This is a genomic window from Kibdelosporangium aridum, from assembly GCF_900176515.1.
Lineage (GTDB): Bacteria > Actinomycetota > Actinomycetes > Mycobacteriales > Pseudonocardiaceae > Kibdelosporangium > Kibdelosporangium aridum.
In genome coordinates, this window is record NZ_FWXV01000019.1 from 69,176 (window position 1) to 85,736 (window position 16,561).

At 65.6% G+C, this 16,561-nt stretch carries 17 protein-coding genes; 9 read left to right on the forward strand and 8 right to left on the reverse strand.

Annotated features, from left to right (window positions below; all coding sequences use genetic code 11):
• The first annotated feature begins 7 nt into the window (after positions 1–7).
• The gene (locus B9C43_RS52145; protein ID WP_084434648.1) at positions 8–229 is read left to right on the forward strand and encodes a hypothetical protein; all 222 of its coding nucleotides are present in this window, start codon (positions 8–10) and stop codon (positions 227–229) included.
• Positions 230–273: 44 nt separating this feature from the next.
• Here B9C43_RS52145 and B9C43_RS58025 read toward each other — a convergent pair whose 3' ends face one another.
• The 3 genes from B9C43_RS58025 to B9C43_RS57260 all read right to left on the reverse strand — a co-directional run bounded on the left by B9C43_RS58025 (position 274) and on the right by B9C43_RS57260 (position 2,122).
• Positions 274–537 carry an aldo-keto reductase family protein gene (locus B9C43_RS58025; protein ID WP_200826097.1) on the reverse strand — a complete coding sequence of 88 codons (264 nt, stop codon included), beginning with the start codon at positions 535–537 and terminating at the stop codon, positions 274–276.
• Positions 538–801: 264 nt separating this feature from the next.
• Positions 802–1,887: an integrase core domain-containing protein gene (locus B9C43_RS52155; RefSeq protein WP_084434649.1), complete on the reverse strand. Its 1,086-nt coding sequence runs from the start codon at positions 1,885–1,887 to the stop codon at positions 802–804.
• A 61-nt stretch (positions 1,888–1,948) separates the two neighbouring features.
• On the reverse strand, positions 1,949–2,122 hold the full coding sequence (locus B9C43_RS57260; RefSeq protein ID WP_160097349.1) for a hypothetical protein: 174 nt from the start codon (positions 2,120–2,122) through the stop codon (positions 1,949–1,951).
• 183 nt (positions 2,123–2,305) lie between these two features.
• Between B9C43_RS57260 and B9C43_RS52160 the strand changes: the two genes are divergently transcribed.
• The 3 genes from B9C43_RS52160 to B9C43_RS52170 all read left to right on the forward strand — a co-directional run bounded on the left by B9C43_RS52160 (position 2,306) and on the right by B9C43_RS52170 (position 3,393).
• The gene (locus B9C43_RS52160; protein ID WP_200826098.1) at positions 2,306–2,563 is read left to right on the forward strand and encodes a transposase; all 258 of its coding nucleotides are present in this window, start codon (positions 2,306–2,308) and stop codon (positions 2,561–2,563) included.
• Positions 2,564–2,789: 226 nt separating this feature from the next.
• Positions 2,790–3,134: a DUF6247 family protein gene (locus tag B9C43_RS52165; protein WP_143447215.1), complete on the forward strand. Its 345-nt coding sequence runs from the start codon at positions 2,790–2,792 to the stop codon at positions 3,132–3,134.
• A 4-nt stretch (positions 3,135–3,138) separates the two neighbouring features.
• Positions 3,139–3,393 (forward strand): hypothetical protein, encoded by a 255-nt coding sequence (locus tag B9C43_RS52170; RefSeq protein WP_084434651.1) that lies wholly within the window; start codon positions 3,139–3,141, stop codon positions 3,391–3,393.
• 250 nt (positions 3,394–3,643) lie between these two features.
• Here B9C43_RS52170 and B9C43_RS58030 read toward each other — a convergent pair whose 3' ends face one another.
• Positions 3,644–4,402 carry an integrase core domain-containing protein gene (locus tag B9C43_RS58030; protein ID WP_235039349.1) on the reverse strand — a complete coding sequence of 253 codons (759 nt, stop codon included), beginning with the start codon at positions 4,400–4,402 and terminating at the stop codon, positions 3,644–3,646.
• A 308-nt stretch (positions 4,403–4,710) separates the two neighbouring features.
• A complete protein-coding gene (locus tag B9C43_RS52180; protein WP_200826099.1) occupies positions 4,711–5,964 on the reverse strand; it encodes an IS110 family RNA-guided transposase in 1,254 nt (417 codons plus the stop codon).
• Between the two features lie 380 nt (positions 5,965–6,344).
• Between B9C43_RS52180 and B9C43_RS52185 the strand changes: the two genes are divergently transcribed.
• Positions 6,345–7,142, forward strand: coding sequence for a class I SAM-dependent methyltransferase (locus B9C43_RS52185; protein ID WP_160097351.1), 798 nt, complete (start codon positions 6,345–6,347; stop codon positions 7,140–7,142).
• Between the two features lie 567 nt (positions 7,143–7,709).
• Here the strand turns inward: B9C43_RS52185 and B9C43_RS52190 are convergent.
• On the reverse strand, positions 7,710–7,958 hold the full coding sequence (locus tag B9C43_RS52190) for a hypothetical protein (RefSeq protein ID WP_084434654.1): 249 nt from the start codon (positions 7,956–7,958) through the stop codon (positions 7,710–7,712).
• A gap of 264 nt (positions 7,959–8,222) precedes the next feature.
• On the opposite strand from B9C43_RS52190, the gene B9C43_RS52195 reads away from it, so the two are divergent.
• The 3 genes from B9C43_RS52195 (at position 8,223) to B9C43_RS52205 (ending at position 11,319) form a co-directional block, all read left to right on the forward strand.
• Positions 8,223–9,506 carry a sensor histidine kinase gene (locus B9C43_RS52195; protein ID WP_143447216.1) on the forward strand — a complete coding sequence of 428 codons (1,284 nt, stop codon included), beginning with the start codon at positions 8,223–8,225 and terminating at the stop codon, positions 9,504–9,506.
• On the forward strand, positions 9,481–10,161 hold the full coding sequence (locus tag B9C43_RS52200; RefSeq protein ID WP_084434656.1) for a response regulator: 681 nt from the start codon (positions 9,481–9,483) through the stop codon (positions 10,159–10,161). The genes B9C43_RS52195 and B9C43_RS52200 overlap by 26 nt, the downstream gene beginning before the upstream one ends.
• Before the next feature lie 234 nt (positions 10,162–10,395).
• Positions 10,396–11,319, forward strand: coding sequence for a CPBP family intramembrane glutamic endopeptidase (locus B9C43_RS52205; RefSeq protein WP_235039350.1), 924 nt, complete (start codon positions 10,396–10,398; stop codon positions 11,317–11,319).
• A gap of 247 nt (positions 11,320–11,566) precedes the next feature.
• On the opposite strand, the gene B9C43_RS58035 is transcribed toward B9C43_RS52205, so the two are convergent.
• Together B9C43_RS58035 and B9C43_RS52215 are read right to left on the reverse strand one after the other, a co-directional pair.
• A complete protein-coding gene (locus B9C43_RS58035; protein ID WP_200826100.1) occupies positions 11,567–11,878 on the reverse strand; it encodes a hypothetical protein in 312 nt (103 codons plus the stop codon).
• 589 nt (positions 11,879–12,467) lie between these two features.
• Entirely contained in the window at positions 12,468–15,059 is a 2,592-nt protein-coding gene (locus tag B9C43_RS52215) for a tetratricopeptide repeat protein (protein ID WP_084434657.1), read from the reverse strand.
• Positions 15,060–15,997: 938 nt separating this feature from the next.
• Here B9C43_RS52215 and B9C43_RS60330 point away from each other — a divergent pair.
• The gene (locus tag B9C43_RS60330) at positions 15,998–16,267 is read left to right on the forward strand and encodes a DUF6294 family protein (protein ID WP_407657187.1); all 270 of its coding nucleotides are present in this window, start codon (positions 15,998–16,000) and stop codon (positions 16,265–16,267) included.
• Positions 16,268–16,561: the final 294 nt, after the last annotated feature.

Below are 16,561 nucleotides of genomic sequence, written 5' to 3' on the forward strand. Positions count from 1 at the left end.
TGGACGCATGCCGGACGTCGCCGAGTTGCAGAAGCGGTTGTTCCGACCTGTGCCGCTCGAAAGTGATCCCTGCACGTCACGCGGCGTATCTGTACTCGTTGATGAACCCGCCGAGGATCCGGTGTGGAGCTGGAGCTGCGCGTTCTCCTCCGTCTCACCACGGAGCAGCACCGACGCGGCGGACAACAACTTCCAAGTCACCTTGTACAGCAAAGACACGACCACCTGAGCATGCTGTCAGCCTGAGAGAGATGCGCTGCCACGTTGTGGCGATTACTTTCGAGCGGCACAGGATCGGCGCAGTAGCCATGCCAGCGCCGGCTGGGCTGGCGTTGCGCGGTACTTCGTAGCCAGCGAGTCAAGCAGACCACCGGGTACAGCGTGTGTGCCGGTTGCGAGAGGCGCGCACGGCACGAAGGCGATCTTGGTGATCTCGCAGTGACGAAGCACGTCTTCGAACACGCGGTCCGAGACGTAGTACTTGTTCTGCACCGCGGCGACGTTGATCAGTTCGCTGGCCTTGTGAACCTGGCTCATGTCCACGTTGGACAGGCCGCATGTTGGTCTTCCATCGGCACTGCCGGGTCGATGCGGTGGAGATAGTACAGCTCAATCCGCTCGACTGAAGCCGCCGTAGGCTCATCTCCACGCACTGGCGAAGGTAATCCGGGCGACCGCAGGGCGTCTATTCGTCAGGGCCGTGGCGAGTCAGACCACCCTTGGTGGCGATGACCCAAGCCGTCCGGGTACGGGTGCAACGCCTTGCGGATGTTGTGCCGCTCAAAAACTCATCGCTGCAGTTCAGGCGGCATGGTGGTACTCGTTGATGATGCCGCCGAGTAGGCGCTTGCGGACGATCTGATGGCTGCTGTGGTTCGGGATCCGTGGTGGCGGGGATGTGGCCTCGGGCGGTTGTTGGTTGCGGGCTTGATGTGGGCGATGGTGGTTGTAGTGGTGTGCGTATTCGGTGAGAACACGGTGGGCGTGGGTTGTGTTGACGACCAGGATGTGGTCGAGGATTTCGCGGCGTAGGGTGCCGATGACTCGTTCGCAGTGGGCGTTTGTCTTGGGTGCTTGTGGCGGTGTCTTCAGGATCTCGATGTCGTCTGCCTCGAAGACGACATCGAACTTGCGTGTGTACTTGGTGTCGCGGTCGCGGATGAGGAACCGCAGGGATTCCGTGCGGGTACCGAGGTTGTAGGCCAGGTTGCGGGCTTGTTGGGCGACCCACTCGCCGGTGGGGTGCGTGGTGACACCGGCGACGTGGAGGCGGCGGTTGCCGTGTTCGAGGAACACCAGAGCGTAGAGACGCTGCATGCCAATGGTATCGATGTGCGCGAAGTCGCAAGCGATGATGCTGTTGGCTTGAGCGGCAAGGAATTCTCGCCATGTCGGACCGTTGCGGCGCGGTGCGGGGTCGACGTCGGCCGCGTGCAGAATGTTCCAGACGGTGGATGCGGCGACGGTGTGGCCGAGCCTGGCGAGTTCGCCGTGGATCCTGCGGTGTCCCCATCGGCTGTTCTCGGCGGCAAGCCGCAGGACGAGCTGGCGGATTGCGGGAGGTGTCGCCGGTCGGCCCGGTTTCGTACGTCGGGCCGTGTAGTCCCATTTCCGGGCGATGAGTCGGCGGTGCCAGGACAACAAGGTCGCTGGTGTGACGGGAAAGACCGATGCCCATCGGCGGCGGGGGATGAGCCTGGACAAGGCGCTGAACCAGAGCCGGTCCGCGGGCTGATAGCGCAGGCGCTTGCCGAGTTGGCGGCGGAGGATCGAGTTCTCGTGTCTCAGGACCAGGAGCTCGGCGTCCCTGGTGGTCTCACGGCACAGCAGCGCTCCGGGAATCGAGAGCAGGTGCCGAGTCACGTGGTACAGCAGCGAGACGATCATGCAAGGATTGTCTCGACCTGACTAGCAGGCCCGTTGACCAGCAGCGATGAGTATTTGAGCGTCACACGCGAAAATACGGGCGCTGCAGCACGAGGTCGTCGTGCCGCAGCGCGTGAATCCGCGACCGCGCATGTCCTGGGCTGATCGGGCGGTGCTCGCCGCGTTGGCGTTCGTCATCGACATCAAGACACGCCGGGTTCACCTGCTCGGCGTCACCGCGCGCCCGACCGCGCAATGGCGCAATGGACCGTGCAGATCGCTCGCAATCTTGTCGCCGACCTGGAGGAGACCGGGCACCGATTCAGCCATCTGACTCTCGACTGTGATGCGAAGTTCGGTGCCACCTTCGACGCGGTCTTCGCCTTCACCGGGATCGATGTCGTGTTCACCGCGTCCCAGGCGCCGCGGATGAACGCGTATGCCGAACGCTGGATCGCTTCCGTCCGCCGTGAGTGCACCGGCCCGGATCCTCATCGTCGGAAAGCGCCATCTACGCCGCGTGATGGACGGCTACATCGTCCATCACAACGCTGGATGCAGTCACCAAGGCGACGGACTGGAGCTGCATGCCCCCGACGACGAACAGAACGTGATCCCGTTCCCCACGCCAGCAGACCGGATCCGACGACGGCGCGTTCTCGGTGGACTGCTCAACAAATACCAGCAAGCTGCGTGAAACCCCAGGTCACAGCCAGTAGCAGGGGTTTTCGACCAACACAGCCCTGATCAACGAATACGAACCCCCTGCAGTCTAACGCGCAGGTCACGGCCACAGGGTCGACTTCTGACACCCCATACGCCTCTGACCAGCACAGATGAGGTTCCCAGCACGCGCATCCTGGAAGAACCGACACGACCACGTCCACATCCCTGCTGACCGTCCAGCGGGTTATCGTGTGAACATGGCCTCACCTGCCACGCCGTCACCGGACCCGCACCCGGCTCCTGCCCTCCTATCAGCCAACACCCCCCAAGCGATCCGCGACGCCCTTGTCGGCTCCGAGCGCAGCGAGTTCGAACAACGCTACGCCGAGGAAATGGCCGCCGCCGCCCACACCCTCAACCTGACCGGCGTACTCACCGTGCTGGACACCTATCGCAAGATCGCCGACATCACTCAACGACAAGGACCACACGCACACCAACGCATGCTCGACCAAGTCGCCCGCCTACAAAACGGACAAGACGTACCCACCGTGTCCGGCCAAGAACACAAAGCACAGATCAACACGAGGCTGGGCCACTGACCAGGTGTACTCCTACGAAATCCTGCCCGAGGCACGAGACCAGGTCGACGGGCTCCCGATCGCAGCGCTGCCCTTCTACGCCGAACTCATCGCATTCCTCGAATTGACCCCGTGGGACGCTCCCCCATACCGCGACGACAACCCCGACGGAAACCTGCGCAAGATAGTGTTCGGCCCCACCGCCGAAGGCATCGCCGTATACCTCGTCCTGGAAGACCAACGCCGCGTCGTCGTAGTCAGCGTCACCTGGATCGGCTAACCCAATCGGCCGCAACGACAGCCGATATGTGGTGTGACGTGCAGCGATGACTTTTCGAGCGGCACAACCTAGCCAGGGCCGTGTGCTCGACAACGGCCACGCAGTAACTGGTGAACCGGCTTATCCACGAGAACGTCGAATCAACAGCCTTCCCCTACCTGTGGACGCCAAAACTGTGCACTGACACGCTGAGCTGCGGTAATCGTGCACCATGAGCCGTTGTGCTTGCCGAAAATGTCATCCGCGCAGGTCAAGCGGCGTGGTGGTACTCGTTGAGAATGCCGCCCAAACGTGGGCGCCGGCGGACGTCGAGCCTGGTGATCTGGGCTGGATCGGTGATCGACTCTGGCAGTGGTTGAAGTGGTCGGGCGTTGGCGATGCCTTGGTGGGGTCGGTGCGAGTTGTAGAAGCGTTCGTATTCGCGGAGCGCGTGGAGTAGGTGTCGCTGGTTCCAGGTCAGTGTGCGGTCGAGGAGTTCGTGTTGGCAGGTCTGGATCCAGCGTTCGACGATCGAGTTCATCCTGGGCATCTGAACACCGCTCAGCACGACTTTGATGCCGGCGTCGGCGAGGATGGTGTCGAACAGGTGAGGGAATTTGCCGTCTCTATCGTGGATCAGGAACCGTGTTCGGGAGTTGGCGTCCTCTAGATCCATAGCGAGGTTGCGAGCGGCCTGGGTCACCCATGCTGCGGTCGGATGTGGTGTGGCGCCGAGGATGCGGATGCGGCGCTGCGCGTGCTCGATCACGACCAGCACGTACATGCGGACACCGGTGAGAGTGACGGTTTCGAAGAAGTCACAGCCCAGCAGGAACTCCGCCTGGGAGCGAAGGAACTGGGCCCAGGTGCTCGACGCGCGGTCGGGAGCAGGATCGATCCCGGCGTCGGTCAGGATCTGCCACACGGTAGATGCGGCGACTTTGACGCCCAAGACAAGAAGTTCGCCGTGGACGCGCCGGTAGCCCCAGCTCGGATTCTCCTTCGCCAGGCGCTGGACCAGGACTCGCACGGATCGAATCGTGCGAGGCCGACCTGGACGGTTCGGTCGGGACATCCTGGCATGGTGTCGGCGCATAAGGTCACGGTGCCAACGCAGAATCGTATCCGGGCGCACCAGCAGACGGAGTCGATGCAAGGCCTGGCGCGGCAGTCGATGCAAGAGCGCGGCGAGTAACGCCCTGTCAGTCGGACTGAATCGCACCCTGGTATCGCTGAGTTGCCGTTGCAGCACTGTGATCTGGTGTCGCAGCACCAGGATCTCGGTGTCCTTGTCCCGGTCGGTCATCGGGAGCAAACGAAGTAGGGCGAAGGTGTTGATCAGGCCGAGGTAGGCCAGTCGCAGTAGCACGGCCAGCCATCCTGCCGTGCTGATCCCTGAGCGTATGCGGCGACAGGGTTGATGTTGGTGACACGGCCTGACCAGGACGGATGAGGTTTTCGGCAAGCGCAGGGTTCGGGAAGTGACTTGTCCGAAGTGCTGACCATGGGGATCGGGTCAGCCGCGCTGGAGTCAGGAGCCGCCCCCATGTGTCCTCCCGGGCCTGCCGCCCCGCGGTGGGCGTCGCGGACCATGACGCGGTAGACGATGTCGGACAGGCGGCGTTTGAGGCACCGCATGGCCTCCATGTTGGTCTTGCCGTCGGCGAGCTTGCGCCGATAGTAGGCGCGGCCCTCGGTGTCGTGGCGCAGTTGCACGATGGCCATGATGTGCAGGACCCGGTTGATCCTGCGGTTGCCCGCCCGCGACAGCCGGTGGCGTCGTTGATCGCCGGAGGAGGCTTCCAGCGGTGCGGTGCCGTTCCAGGAGGCGAAGCGGCCCTTGTCGGCGAACCGGCTGATATCACCGATGTCGCCCAGCAGACGGGCGGCGCCGGATGGGCCGATCCCGGTCAGCTCCAGCAGGGTGCTGCCGGTGGCGGCGACCAACTCACGCAGCTCGGTGTCTGCGGTCTTGATCCGTTTGTCGATCCGGTCTAACTCGGTGATCAGGTCCGCGGCCAGGCGTCGACGGGTGCGGCTCACGACGTCTCGAGGTCGCACCGAGGCCAGCAGGATGCGGGCCTGAGCGGCGGACAGGAACTTTTTGGCCCCACCCGGCAACAACTCCAGCAGCAGACGGTGCAGACGGTTGACCGTCTGGGTACGGGCATGCCCGAGTTCGTCACGGTGATCGACCAACAAACGCAAAGCCGCCGTGGTGCCATCGATCTCCACCTGGCGCAATCCCTTGGTGCGTAAGGCAATTACGGCCACCGAGTGCGCGTCGACCGGGTCGGTCTTGCGGCCCTGACCGGTGGCGAACACCCGCACCCGCGCCGACAGTTTTGCTGGTACATCGACAACGGTCTGCCCATCAGCGACCAGGCGCTGCGCGAGATGGCGGCCGATGCCTTGGGTGCCTTCGACCGCCCAGACCCGCTGCGGATGCGCATGGCCGACCGCCAGCATCCGCTGGTAGCCGTCCTGGTCAGTGCCGAACCGTCCGGTACGCAGGACGTGTTCCCGATGGTCGATGATCTCGATGGTGGCCGACCGTTTGTGGGGGTCCATGCCGATGATCACTGATCCCACGCTGATTCTCCTCGCCGGGGAAAGGGTTGGTATTAGGCGAGGTGGGCAGCGCTACTTCGAGCTGGGCAGACCCCTCTTGAGCCACACTCCGCCACGGTGCTCGACGGGGCACGCCATGAGTGAGCCACACCCAACAGCACGGTGGGCAGCCGATGAGGGAGCCACCCGTCGAGCACCTCGACCAAGCCTGGCCGGGCATCGGTCGTACCGCCATTCAACAAGTAGCCGATGAGCTGGCGGATTTGGGTGACTGTTCGGCGCTGAGGGCCCACAGTCAGGCGCGTGTGTCCGGAACGCTGTCGGGATGTCCCGAACGTCGGCTTGCGGAAAACCCGGCAAGGCCGGCAATGTTGGTGGCCCTGCGACCAGGAGGCTTGCCGATGACCGGTACTGGCACGGAACGTTATGGCGAGCGCATGTTCTCCCACGGCCACGACGCGGAACTGGACCGCCTCCACGGGCTTGCCGGTGCCCTGGACGACGGGTCGTTCCGGCGGCTGGCGCGGCTGCCGATACGGGAGGACTGGCGTTGTCTCGACATCGGTGCCGGGCTCGGCACCGTGACCCGGTGGCTGGCGCGACGCTGCCCGCGCGGCCGGGTGGTCGCGATGGACCGCGACATTCGCCTGCTGTCGGTGCTCGACGACCGAACCGGTTGGGAGGCAGTCGAAAGCGATGTCACTCGCGAGGACTTCCCGGCGGGTGGCTTCGACCTCATCCATGCCCGTTGGCTGTTCGCTCATCTGCCGAGCCGGGACGCCGTGCTCGAGCGGGTGGTCCGGTGGCTCGCGCCGGGGGGCTGGTTGGTGATCGAGGACCTCGCCCGCTTCCCGCTCGAGTCGTCGCCGCATCCCTTGTATCGCAAGGTGAGCCTCGCGATCTGCGATGCCGTCATCAACCGTATCGGCACCGACCCCGCTTGGGCGCGGACGTTTCCCGCACCGTTGCGCCCGTTGGGCCTGACCGACCTCGGAAGCGAGACCTCGCTGCCGGCGGTCGGGCCGACACCGATGGGCCGATTCTGGCGGCGCAGCGGCGAGCAGCTCGCGGCCGACCTCACCGGCCAGCTGGGTATCACCGAAGCCGAACTCGCCGAGTTCGGCGAGCTCGTCGAGAGCCCGGACTTCCACGACCTGTGCCTCGCCACCGTCGCGGCCTGGGGCCGCCGACCCGAGTAGCGAAGCACCGCCAAGCGGGGAGGCCACGCGTGCTCAGTAGGCTCCCCTTTATGTCATGAGGCAGCCGAGACATGAGGGCGCGGTAGAGGGCAAGATCTCTGAGTGATACTGCAGTCGAGTCTGCAGCTCTTGCCCTCGCAACCTATCTCACCGACAACCCGCTGCATCCAATACCGCCATTGGCCTTCGTGTCTCTCTGGGGCTGGCATACCCGCCCGTATAAGGAAGTCTGGTGATTCCCTGCACGCAGCGATCACCACGGCACCAAGCCACACCGCCGCCGAGCCAACCAATCGGTGTGCAGAAGCTGGTCAGCTGTGCCGTTAACACGAATGCTGTCGCTGCCGCGGTCGAGCCTCGGTATTGGTCAGATTGGTGGCAGCCGTTGTGGCGGGGCGAGAGTGTTTCGACGGCAGTAGCTCGGGCAGCCTTATGGTTGACGTGGGACAAGGGACGGAGCACGTCGCCAGCGGACTCGGGAGATTCCATAGAGCGCAGGGGACATATCTCGCGGCCGACTGCGCGGAGCGCCTGACGGCGGGGGAGTCCGCCGCACGGTCGCCGTCGTCACATGTTGCGCTGGGTGCGTCGTCGGTAGTGGTCGTGCACTAGGAGCGCACCCAGGGTGAACGCGATAACCCCGAAGAGGATCCCGATAGCGATCGGCAGCGAGAACAGTGACGCGCCGGCGTTGGCCGCAACGGCCAGAATCAGCAGAACCCACACGGGCCCGCGTGGCAACCTGCGAGGTGCCGCGTTCGCGACAGTCGTGCCGGTGGTAGCGGTGGTGGGGGGTGTGCGGTTCTCGGTGGTCATGACTGGTTCCTTCCTGGTCGTGCGGGCGGCCGGTGGCTGTCCGATGGGATCTATCGTGGCTGTCTGGCGGGTGTGGGCACATCGGTGAAAAGGTGACAACCGGTCGTGTCCTACTTTCGATGCAAACTGGGCCGTCGATAGCGGTCGGCGTACCGTCGTGACCGAAGATGGGCTGGTCACTGTCCACCGGGCGCGACGTCGGTTACCCGCGAGGCCGGGCTGGGAGCGTGGCAGATCCTGCTGGTCAGATCCGTGGAGGCCGATATGTTCCCCCTTACCTGGGTGTCGCACGGGTCCCGACCGTTGCATCCGGGGGCCGCGCTGGGTAGCGGTGTGGCCGCGATCGGCATGCTGCTGTTTCTCCCGAGCGCGGCCGAGGCCAACCCGGACCTGGGCTTGGTGCCCGGCCTCGGGGGCGCGGCGTGGTGGATGGTCGCGGTGGTACTGCTGGTGCAGGCTGTCGCGGTCGCCTGGACTGGTCGGGCACCCGAGGTGGTGGTGCCTGGGTTGGCCGCGGTGGCGCTGGTGCTGATCCCGGTGGAGCCAGGGCCGGCATTCACGTTCACCGCCGTCGCCGTGTTGGTCTCGGTGTTCCTCGCCGTCGTCGCCCGTCCGGCGCGACGGTTATGGGGACCGCTGCTCGCCGCGGGGGTGCTGTTAGCCACGGGACAGTTCCTGACCGCAGACCCTCGCGGCGTTTCCGGGGTGGGCGCAGCCGGCACCGGTGCGGCGCTACAGGCGTTGCTGGTTATCGGGCTGCCGTTGCTGTTCGGCTCGGTGACCGCAGCACGTCGGGACGCGCACGAGGCACGTCGGCTGGAACTGGCGGCCCTGCGTCGGGAGCAGGACGCGCTCCTGCAGGCGGCGATCTCGCGACAGCGCACGGCGCTGTCGCGAGAACTGCACGACATCGCCGCTCACCATCTGTCCGGTATCGCGATGCTGGCCGGGGCGGTCGCCCGGCAGATCGACACCAACCCCGCGACAGCCAAACATTCGGTGGCCCAGATCCGCGAGCAGAGCCGTGCCGTGCTGGCCGACCTGCGACGGCTGGTTGGACTGCTACGCGAGGAGACCGACGCGGCCCGTCCGGTGGAGACCCTCGACGCGGTGGCCGGGCTCGTCGAGGCCCGGCGGGCGGCGGGCGCCGAGATCGAGTTGCGCATGCCGCTGCGCGGGGAGGCGCCGGGCCCACTGGCGCAGCTCGTCGCCTACCGGATGGTGCAGGAGTCACTGGCGAACGCGGCGGTGCACGCACCTGGTGCGCCCTGCACGGTCGAGATCGGCGAGCCACGTGAGGGATGGCTCACGATCAGCGTGCGCAATGGCGTGCCCACCAGCCCCGATCCGGGTCCCGGCAGCGGGTTCGGCTTGGTGGGCATGGCCGAACGGGCTCAGCTAGTCGGAGCCGATCTCGACCATGGCCCCACTCTGGACGGTGGTTGGGAGGTGCGGCTAAGGCTTCCGCTCGGGGAGACGGTCAGTACGATGTGCGCGCCCGCGACCCTTCCGGAGGTCTCACATGATCCGCGTGCTCATCGCCGATGACCAACCCCTGGTGCGCACCGGACTGACGGCGCTGCTGACTGCCGAGCTGGACATCGAGGTCGTCGGCGTTGCCCGGGATGGGACGCAGGCGCTGACCATGGCGCGTGAGTTGGTGCCCGACGTGGCCTGCCTCGATATCCGGATGCCTGGCCGCAGCGGCATCGAGGTGGCCAGGGAGCTGTGCGCGCCGCATGCCGACCCGCAGGTGCCGGTGCTCGTGCTGACGACCTTCGACCTCGACGATTACGTGTTCGGAGCGCTGGAGGCCGGGGCGTCAGGATTCTTGCTCAAGGATTCCGAACCAGATGACATCGTATCTGCGGTGCGGCAGGTGGCCGCTGGGCGGGGAACGATCGACCAGACGCTGACCCGGCGCATTCTGAGCGAGTTCGTGCACCGGCGACGGCTGCAGCCGGTGGCCGGGCGGCGGGTAGAAGAGTTACTCACCCCGCGTGAGCACGACATCCTGTTGCTGCTCGCGGAGGGTATGTCCAACGACGATATCGCCCGCAGGCTGGTCGTGGAGGTTTCGACGATCAAGTCGCACCTGGCCCGGATGCTGCCCAAGCTCGGAGTGACATCCCGACTACAGGCCGTTGTATGGGCTTATCAGAACCACGTTGTCGCCGTGCCCGAGCAGGAGCGCACGCACTGACGTGCATTGGCGGGGGTCTTGTGTGTTTTCGTGGGTGTGCGCGTCGGTGGCGTGTTCAGGGTGGTGAATATCGGCGGGCGGGACGTCACAGCTCGTGTGGTCTGGTCACCGTTATCCGTTCCCGGTCCGGCAATGCATGGGCTCCGGCGCGAATCTTGCGTCTTTAGATGGCATCTGAGGGCTTCGGTCGTTCGCATCTCGTGACCGACTTCGCTCGTCTGCAGGATTTCGGTCATGACGACTTCGAACCACACCCCGCCGCTCACCGACCCCAGTTCCCGGCCTCCAGATCCGTCCCGTGCCGGTGGTGTGTTCGGAATGATGCGCCGCCATCCGCTGCTGAGCTTCTTCCTGCTCGCCAACTTGCTGAGCTGGCTGGCCTGGACGCCCTACATCCTCTCGGAGAACGGGCTGGGCTGGTGGGCTTACCGGTTCCCGGAGGTTCTCGGGACCAGCCAGTTCGCCGGAGTGCTGCCCGGCGCCTATCTCGGCCCCATCGCCTCGGCGCTGGTGGTCACCGCAGTCGCCGACGGGAAGGCAGGGTTGCGGCGGTGGGTGGGCCGGATGTGGCGTTGGCGGGTTCGCTGGCACTGGTACGCGATCACACTGCTCGGCGTTCCGGCGGCGATGCTGGTGACCGGGTGGGCGTTTTCCGGAGGGCAGATCGCGGTGCCCTCGATGATGGCGGTCGCGGCCTACGTGCCGGCCCTGCTACTCCAGATGATCACCACCGGGCTTGCCGAGGAACCGGGCTGGCGGGACTTCGCCCTGCCGCGCATGCAGCGACGGTTCGGCCCGCTGACCGGAACGATGATCCTCGGTCCACTGTGGGCAGCCTGGCACCTGCCGCTGTTCTTGACCGAGTGGGGCGGTTGGCCAGATGCGGACTGGACCCGCCCGGTCGCCTTCGCGGTCTTCTGCATCGCGTTCAACGTGGTGATGACATGGGTGTTCAACCGCACCAGGGAGAGCCTGCCCCTGGCGATGCTCCTTCACGTCAGCGTCAACAACTTCGCCTCGGTCATGTGGTCGGAAACGTTCCCCAGCATCGACGGGGACCGGGCAATGCAGGCGATGGCAACAGGTTCGGTCGTCGCCGCGGTACTGGTCCTGCTCGGCACCCGCGGACGGCTCGGTTATCGCCCACCGACCGAATGATCATCTGTGGTGGCAGCGTGAGCATGGTGTCCGCTGCCGGGCTACGCGCCCTGCTTCGTGTTCGCGACGCTGCGAGGCAGAACGCCACGGCGGTGCGGTGATGGGAGGCCTAGCTGTTGCGGGTCATGAGGTTGTTGACGCCGGTGAGAGCCTGAGGATGGGGACGGGTCTTCCGGCGGCAGGATACGGAGGGTTCTGATGACCCGTTCGCAGTGCGCGTTCATCCGCGGTGCCTGAGGTGCGCTGGTCAAGATGCCCATGTCCTCGGCTCGGAAGACGGCGTCGAACGCCGTCGAGTACTTCGTGTCGCGGTCGCGAGCAGGAAGCGGAATGGGTTCGTGTCGAGACCGGTGGTGAGATTGCGGGCCTGTTGGGTGGTCCAGTGCTGGGTCGGGTGTTCGGTGACGCCGGCGATGTGCAGTCGCCGTGTGCCGTGTTCGAGGAATACCAGGGCGTAGAGGCGTTTGCCGAGTGCGGTGTCGATGTGGAAGAAGTCCGCGGCGTGGGACCAGTTCGGCGTGGAGCGGGATCGATCCCGGCTGAGCTGAGGATCTTCCATACGGTGGATGCTGCGATTGGGTGACCGAGTCGTTCCAGTTCGCCTTGGATTCTCCGGTGGCCCCAGCGCGGGTTGTCGTTGGCCAACTGCAGGACGAGCTTCTTGATCGTGGCGTGGGTTGGCGGCCGCCCGGCAGGGCGTCGGCGTGTGCTGTTGTCCCATTTCGCGGCGATGAACCTGCGGTGCCAGGCCAGATCGTTGCGGGTTGGATGGGGAAGATCTCGTGTCAGCGGCGTCGGGGGAGCAGTGAGGACAGTGCGGCGAAACCAGAACCGGTCCGCGGGCTCGTAGCGGACCTGACCGGTGATCTGCCGGCGGAGGACGGCGTTTCGTGCCATGATCTCAATGCCTGTTGTCCTAGCGCCCTGACCAGGCGCGACGACTTATCGAGCGGTACAGGGCCAGTTCGAGCTGACTCCACTTGGTTGAAGCGGTCTCAAGAGGCGAGGTGTGGCATGACGTTCTCCGCGCTGGCCCCGATTGGTGGATACACGGTGCTGGCGGTGTGGCTGACCGATGACCCGTCATCGGACCCAGCCCCGGGTGTCGGAGCGGAAACACCGAACGCGAAGACAGTTGTTAGAGGTCATCAGTTGTTGTCGATGGTGGCGAGGTGGGCGCGGAGGTCGTCGGCGTCGGTGGTGCCGAGGTGGGTGTAGAGGGTCAGGGCGTGTTGGTAGTGCTGGCGGGCGTGGGTGGGGTTGGCGAGGGTGTGGTGGGCGTGGCCGAGTCCGACGTGGGCGCGGGCCTGTTGGTCGAGTGCGCCGATGTCGACGGCGATGGTGTGGGCGGCGGTGTGGTGGGTGACGGCGTCGGTGGGGCGGCCAGCGGTGTAGGCGGCTTCGCCGAGCCCGTTGAGTGCGTAGGCTTCGCCGTCGCGTTCGCAGGCCTCGCGGAAGATGGCCAGGGCCTGCTGGTAGTACCCGGTAGCTTCGGAGGGCTGGCCGAGGTGGATGTGAAGGACGCCGATGCTGTCCAGTGTCCAGGCTTCGCCGGCGCGGTTGCCGAGCTGCCGGTACAGGGTCAGGGCCTGCTGGAGGTGGTCGATGGCCGGCTGGATGCGGCCGAACTTGACCTCGACGTCGCCGAGGCCGTTGAGTGCGTAGGCTTCACCGGCCCGGTCGCCGGCCTGCCGGACCAGAGTCAGGGCCTGCTGGTAGTGATCGGTGGCCGACTGGAAGCGGCCGAGCTTGACCTCGACGTCGCCGGCGCTGTTCAGTGCGTTTGCTTCGCCGGCTTGGTCGCCGGCCTGCCGGTACAGGGTCAAGGCCTGCTGGTAATAGTCGGTGGCTGGCCGATAGTGGCCCAGCCGCGCCTCAACGCGGCCGAGGTTGTTCACGGCGCGGGCCTGACCGGCCGGGTCGCCGGCCTGCCGGTACAGGCGCAGGGCCTGCTGGAGGTGGTCGGTGGCCGGTCCCGGCTGGCCCAGCTGCGCGTGTGTGGCGCCGAGGTCGGTCAAAGCCCGGGCTTGCCCGGCCGCGTCGCCGGTGGATTGGGCGGCATGGCGGGCATGACCGTGGATGGCCAGGGCGTCGGTGAAGTGCCCGCCGTCGAGGTAGCGGAACAGGGCGGTGGACAGTCGGGTGGTGTGGGTGGGCCAGCCGTGGGCGGCGGTGTGGGCGGCGACGGCGACGAGGGTGGGGCGTTCGGTGTCCAGCCAGGCGAGGGCGGTGTCCGGGCTGGTTAGGGCGGGTGTGGGGGTGCCGGCCGGGGGAACGGAGGGCCGGCGGTGCGTCTCGGCGGGGTGCAGGGTGTCTATGGCGGCGGCGGTGGTGGCCAGGTAGTAGTCGAACAGGCGGGTGAGGGCGGCGATGCGTTCGGGTGGGCGGTCTGCGTCGCTGGCCCGGCTGACGGCGTAGCCGCGGACCAGGTCGTGGAAGGTATACCGGCCGGAAGTGCTCTGTTGCAGCAAGTGGTCTTGGCGCAGGTGGTGCATGTGGTTCCGGGCGGTGGGCAGATCGGTGTCGGCTAGCGCGGCGGCGGCGTAGGCATCGAGGTCTTGGCCGGGGTGTAGCGCCAACAGCCGCAGCAGCCGTTGCTGGTCGGTGGAGAGGTGCTGATAGGACAGGTCGAGGGCGAGTTCTACCCCTGTGTCCAGTCGCCGGTCACGGTGGCGTTCATCGAGCCGGTCGGCGTGATCGGTGAGAGTCCAGCCGGGTGTGCTGCGCATGTGACCGGTGAGCAGCCCGAGGGCGAGGGGCAGGTATCCACAGCGCTGGGCGATCCGCGTCGGGGCGTGCGGGTCTCGGCCGACGGGAACTTCGGGTGCGGCCCTGGTAAGGAATGTCACCGCCTCGTCGGGGGTGAACACGTCCACCGCCAAGTGCGCCGCGGCGGGCAGGGCGGTGAGCCTTCGCCGGCTGGTGATCAGTGTGAGGCAGTCCGGGGTTTCGGGAAGCAGCGGGCGGACCTGGTCCTCGTTGGCGGCATTGTCCAGCACCACCAGGGCGTGGGTGCCGGCGAGGCGGTCGCGGTAGGCGGCGGCACGTGCGGGCAGGTTGTGCGGGATCTGCTGGCCGGGCACCCCCAGCAGGCGCAGGAAGCCGTCCAGGACGGCAGCTGGCTCGGCCGGCGGCTGGGCGGGGTCGGGGTGGAATCCGCGCAGGTTGACGAACAGGACCCGGTCAAACGACTTCTCCCGGATCAATTGGTGCCCGGCGTGGATGGCAAGTTGGGTTTTGCCGACCCCGGCCATCCCGGCGATCGCGGAGATCACCACCGCGCCGCCGACCTGCTGACTGTGGTGCAGGACCTGGCGGAGCCGGTCCAGTTCGGCGGCGCGGCCGGTGAACCCGGACAGATCCTGCGGGAGGCAGTCCTGCACCCGGACCTGCGACGCCGCCCGAGCCTCCCCGCCAACCACCTGCAGTGCCTGCCGCCACTGCGTCACGTACCCCACGTCCGGGTGCAACGCCTGCACCACCGCGATCACGAGGTCGGTATTCAGCCGTCGCCGACCGGGTTTGAAACAGTCCACAACTGTGGCCTTCTTTGTCAATTCACCTGCCGGGCGACCGGCCGCCGTCCAGGCCTTGTTAATGCGGCCGGTGATCGACTCATAGGATGGGTCACCTGCCCACACCTTTAGTGACCGTAACCCTTCGACGAGCTCATCGAGGTTCCGGACCCGACCCGGGTCCGGAATCACCGCGAACGTGTGGTCCGGTCGCACACCAGCCATAGATCATTTCCCCCGGGGATGACCATTAACGGGATCATTAATCATAGCCCCCGCAAACCCGTCGAAGTCAGGGCAATGCCCGATCCGCCCAGGGAGCATGATCGGAACAGAATTGATATTCCCACGTGGGGAATCCGCATGGGATTACCCAGCCCGTCGCGGCACCGCGGAAGGGCCAGTTGGCCACTGTCGTCACGCAGCCCAGTGGCGATCAGCAGCTCGCAGTGCTGCGCCTTGTTGAGCTACCGCACGGTTGTGCCGCACGAAGTAGTCGGTGCCGGGGCCCAGGAGTCGATCTGTTGGCCCAGGCGTCTTGCTGGCCGGGGGAGGAAATGCCGCCCGCCCAAACCTTCAGCGACCGCAGACCCTCGACGAGCTCATCGAGGGTGCGGACACCGCCCGGGTCCGGAATCGCAGTGAGCGGGCGGTTTGGTCGCGAAGCTGTCATAGATCTCTCCACCCAGAGATGGCCAATAGTGGGCCGCTCGTCGTAGCCCTGCAACCCTCGCCGAAGTCACGTTTCACTGCCCGCGATCTGGCTCACAGACGCGATTGAACAAGTTGATCTCTCCGTGTGGGATTGTGTGGGATCTCCCAGCCCGCTCCGGCCAAGCGGAAAAGTTGCCAGCAGACCGACACCGTCAGACAACCGGCGGCCGGGCCGTTCCACCTATCAAACGAAGGTTATGAAAAAGCTTGAATCCCGTCTGGGAAGTTTAACCAGTGCGGATTCGACGACTCTCGGAGAAAACAATATGATGATTACATTACGACGTCGGGCCACAACTATCGTGGCGATGCTTGTGCTCGCAATCGGTAGCATCCTTGTCGCTCCAGCATCGGCCAGCACGCAGGCGTCCGCCACCGCGCAAGCCGTCTGCACCGGGGCGGGTTCCTGCTGGTTCAGCTGGGGGCCCATCAGGGCAGGAGACTGCACAATGGACCGCGCGAAATGGACCCTCAATCGCGACGGCAGCGCAGTATTTGAGGCAATAATTGTCAGCAGTAGCAGCGATGACGCGTGGTTGATGTGGGTGAATACTCTGGATAGCGCTGGCATCGTGCTAGGCCCTGTTCACCATGGTGGTGACCCCAAGTTTGTCAGGGGTACGGTCAAGAACGAGTGGCACTGGTGGTTCGACAGTGGGACGTTCGACAGCCGGCTTTTCGACCGGATTAACAGCATGCGGATGACGAGTCACTGCTAGTCCGCCGATTCATGATCGGTCGGTGACACGCGGGATTAAGATGAGGAAAGTGCCTGCCCTGTAAGGGAAGATGGGCTTGTTGAGGGTCCATGTTTCGTTCACGGGTAGGCACTTTCCGAGTGCAAGTAGTGCTTTCGATTGCTGTCCTTTTCGCGCGTACATGGAGGGCTGTGGGGTGATTCAACTTCCCGGCAAACAGCTACTAATTGGATATTTCGGGGCGCTATCCGGGCCGCAAAGAAAGATCACCTCGATTGACACCGTTCGAGTGCCGTCGCCGTGCTCCCAGCAGAG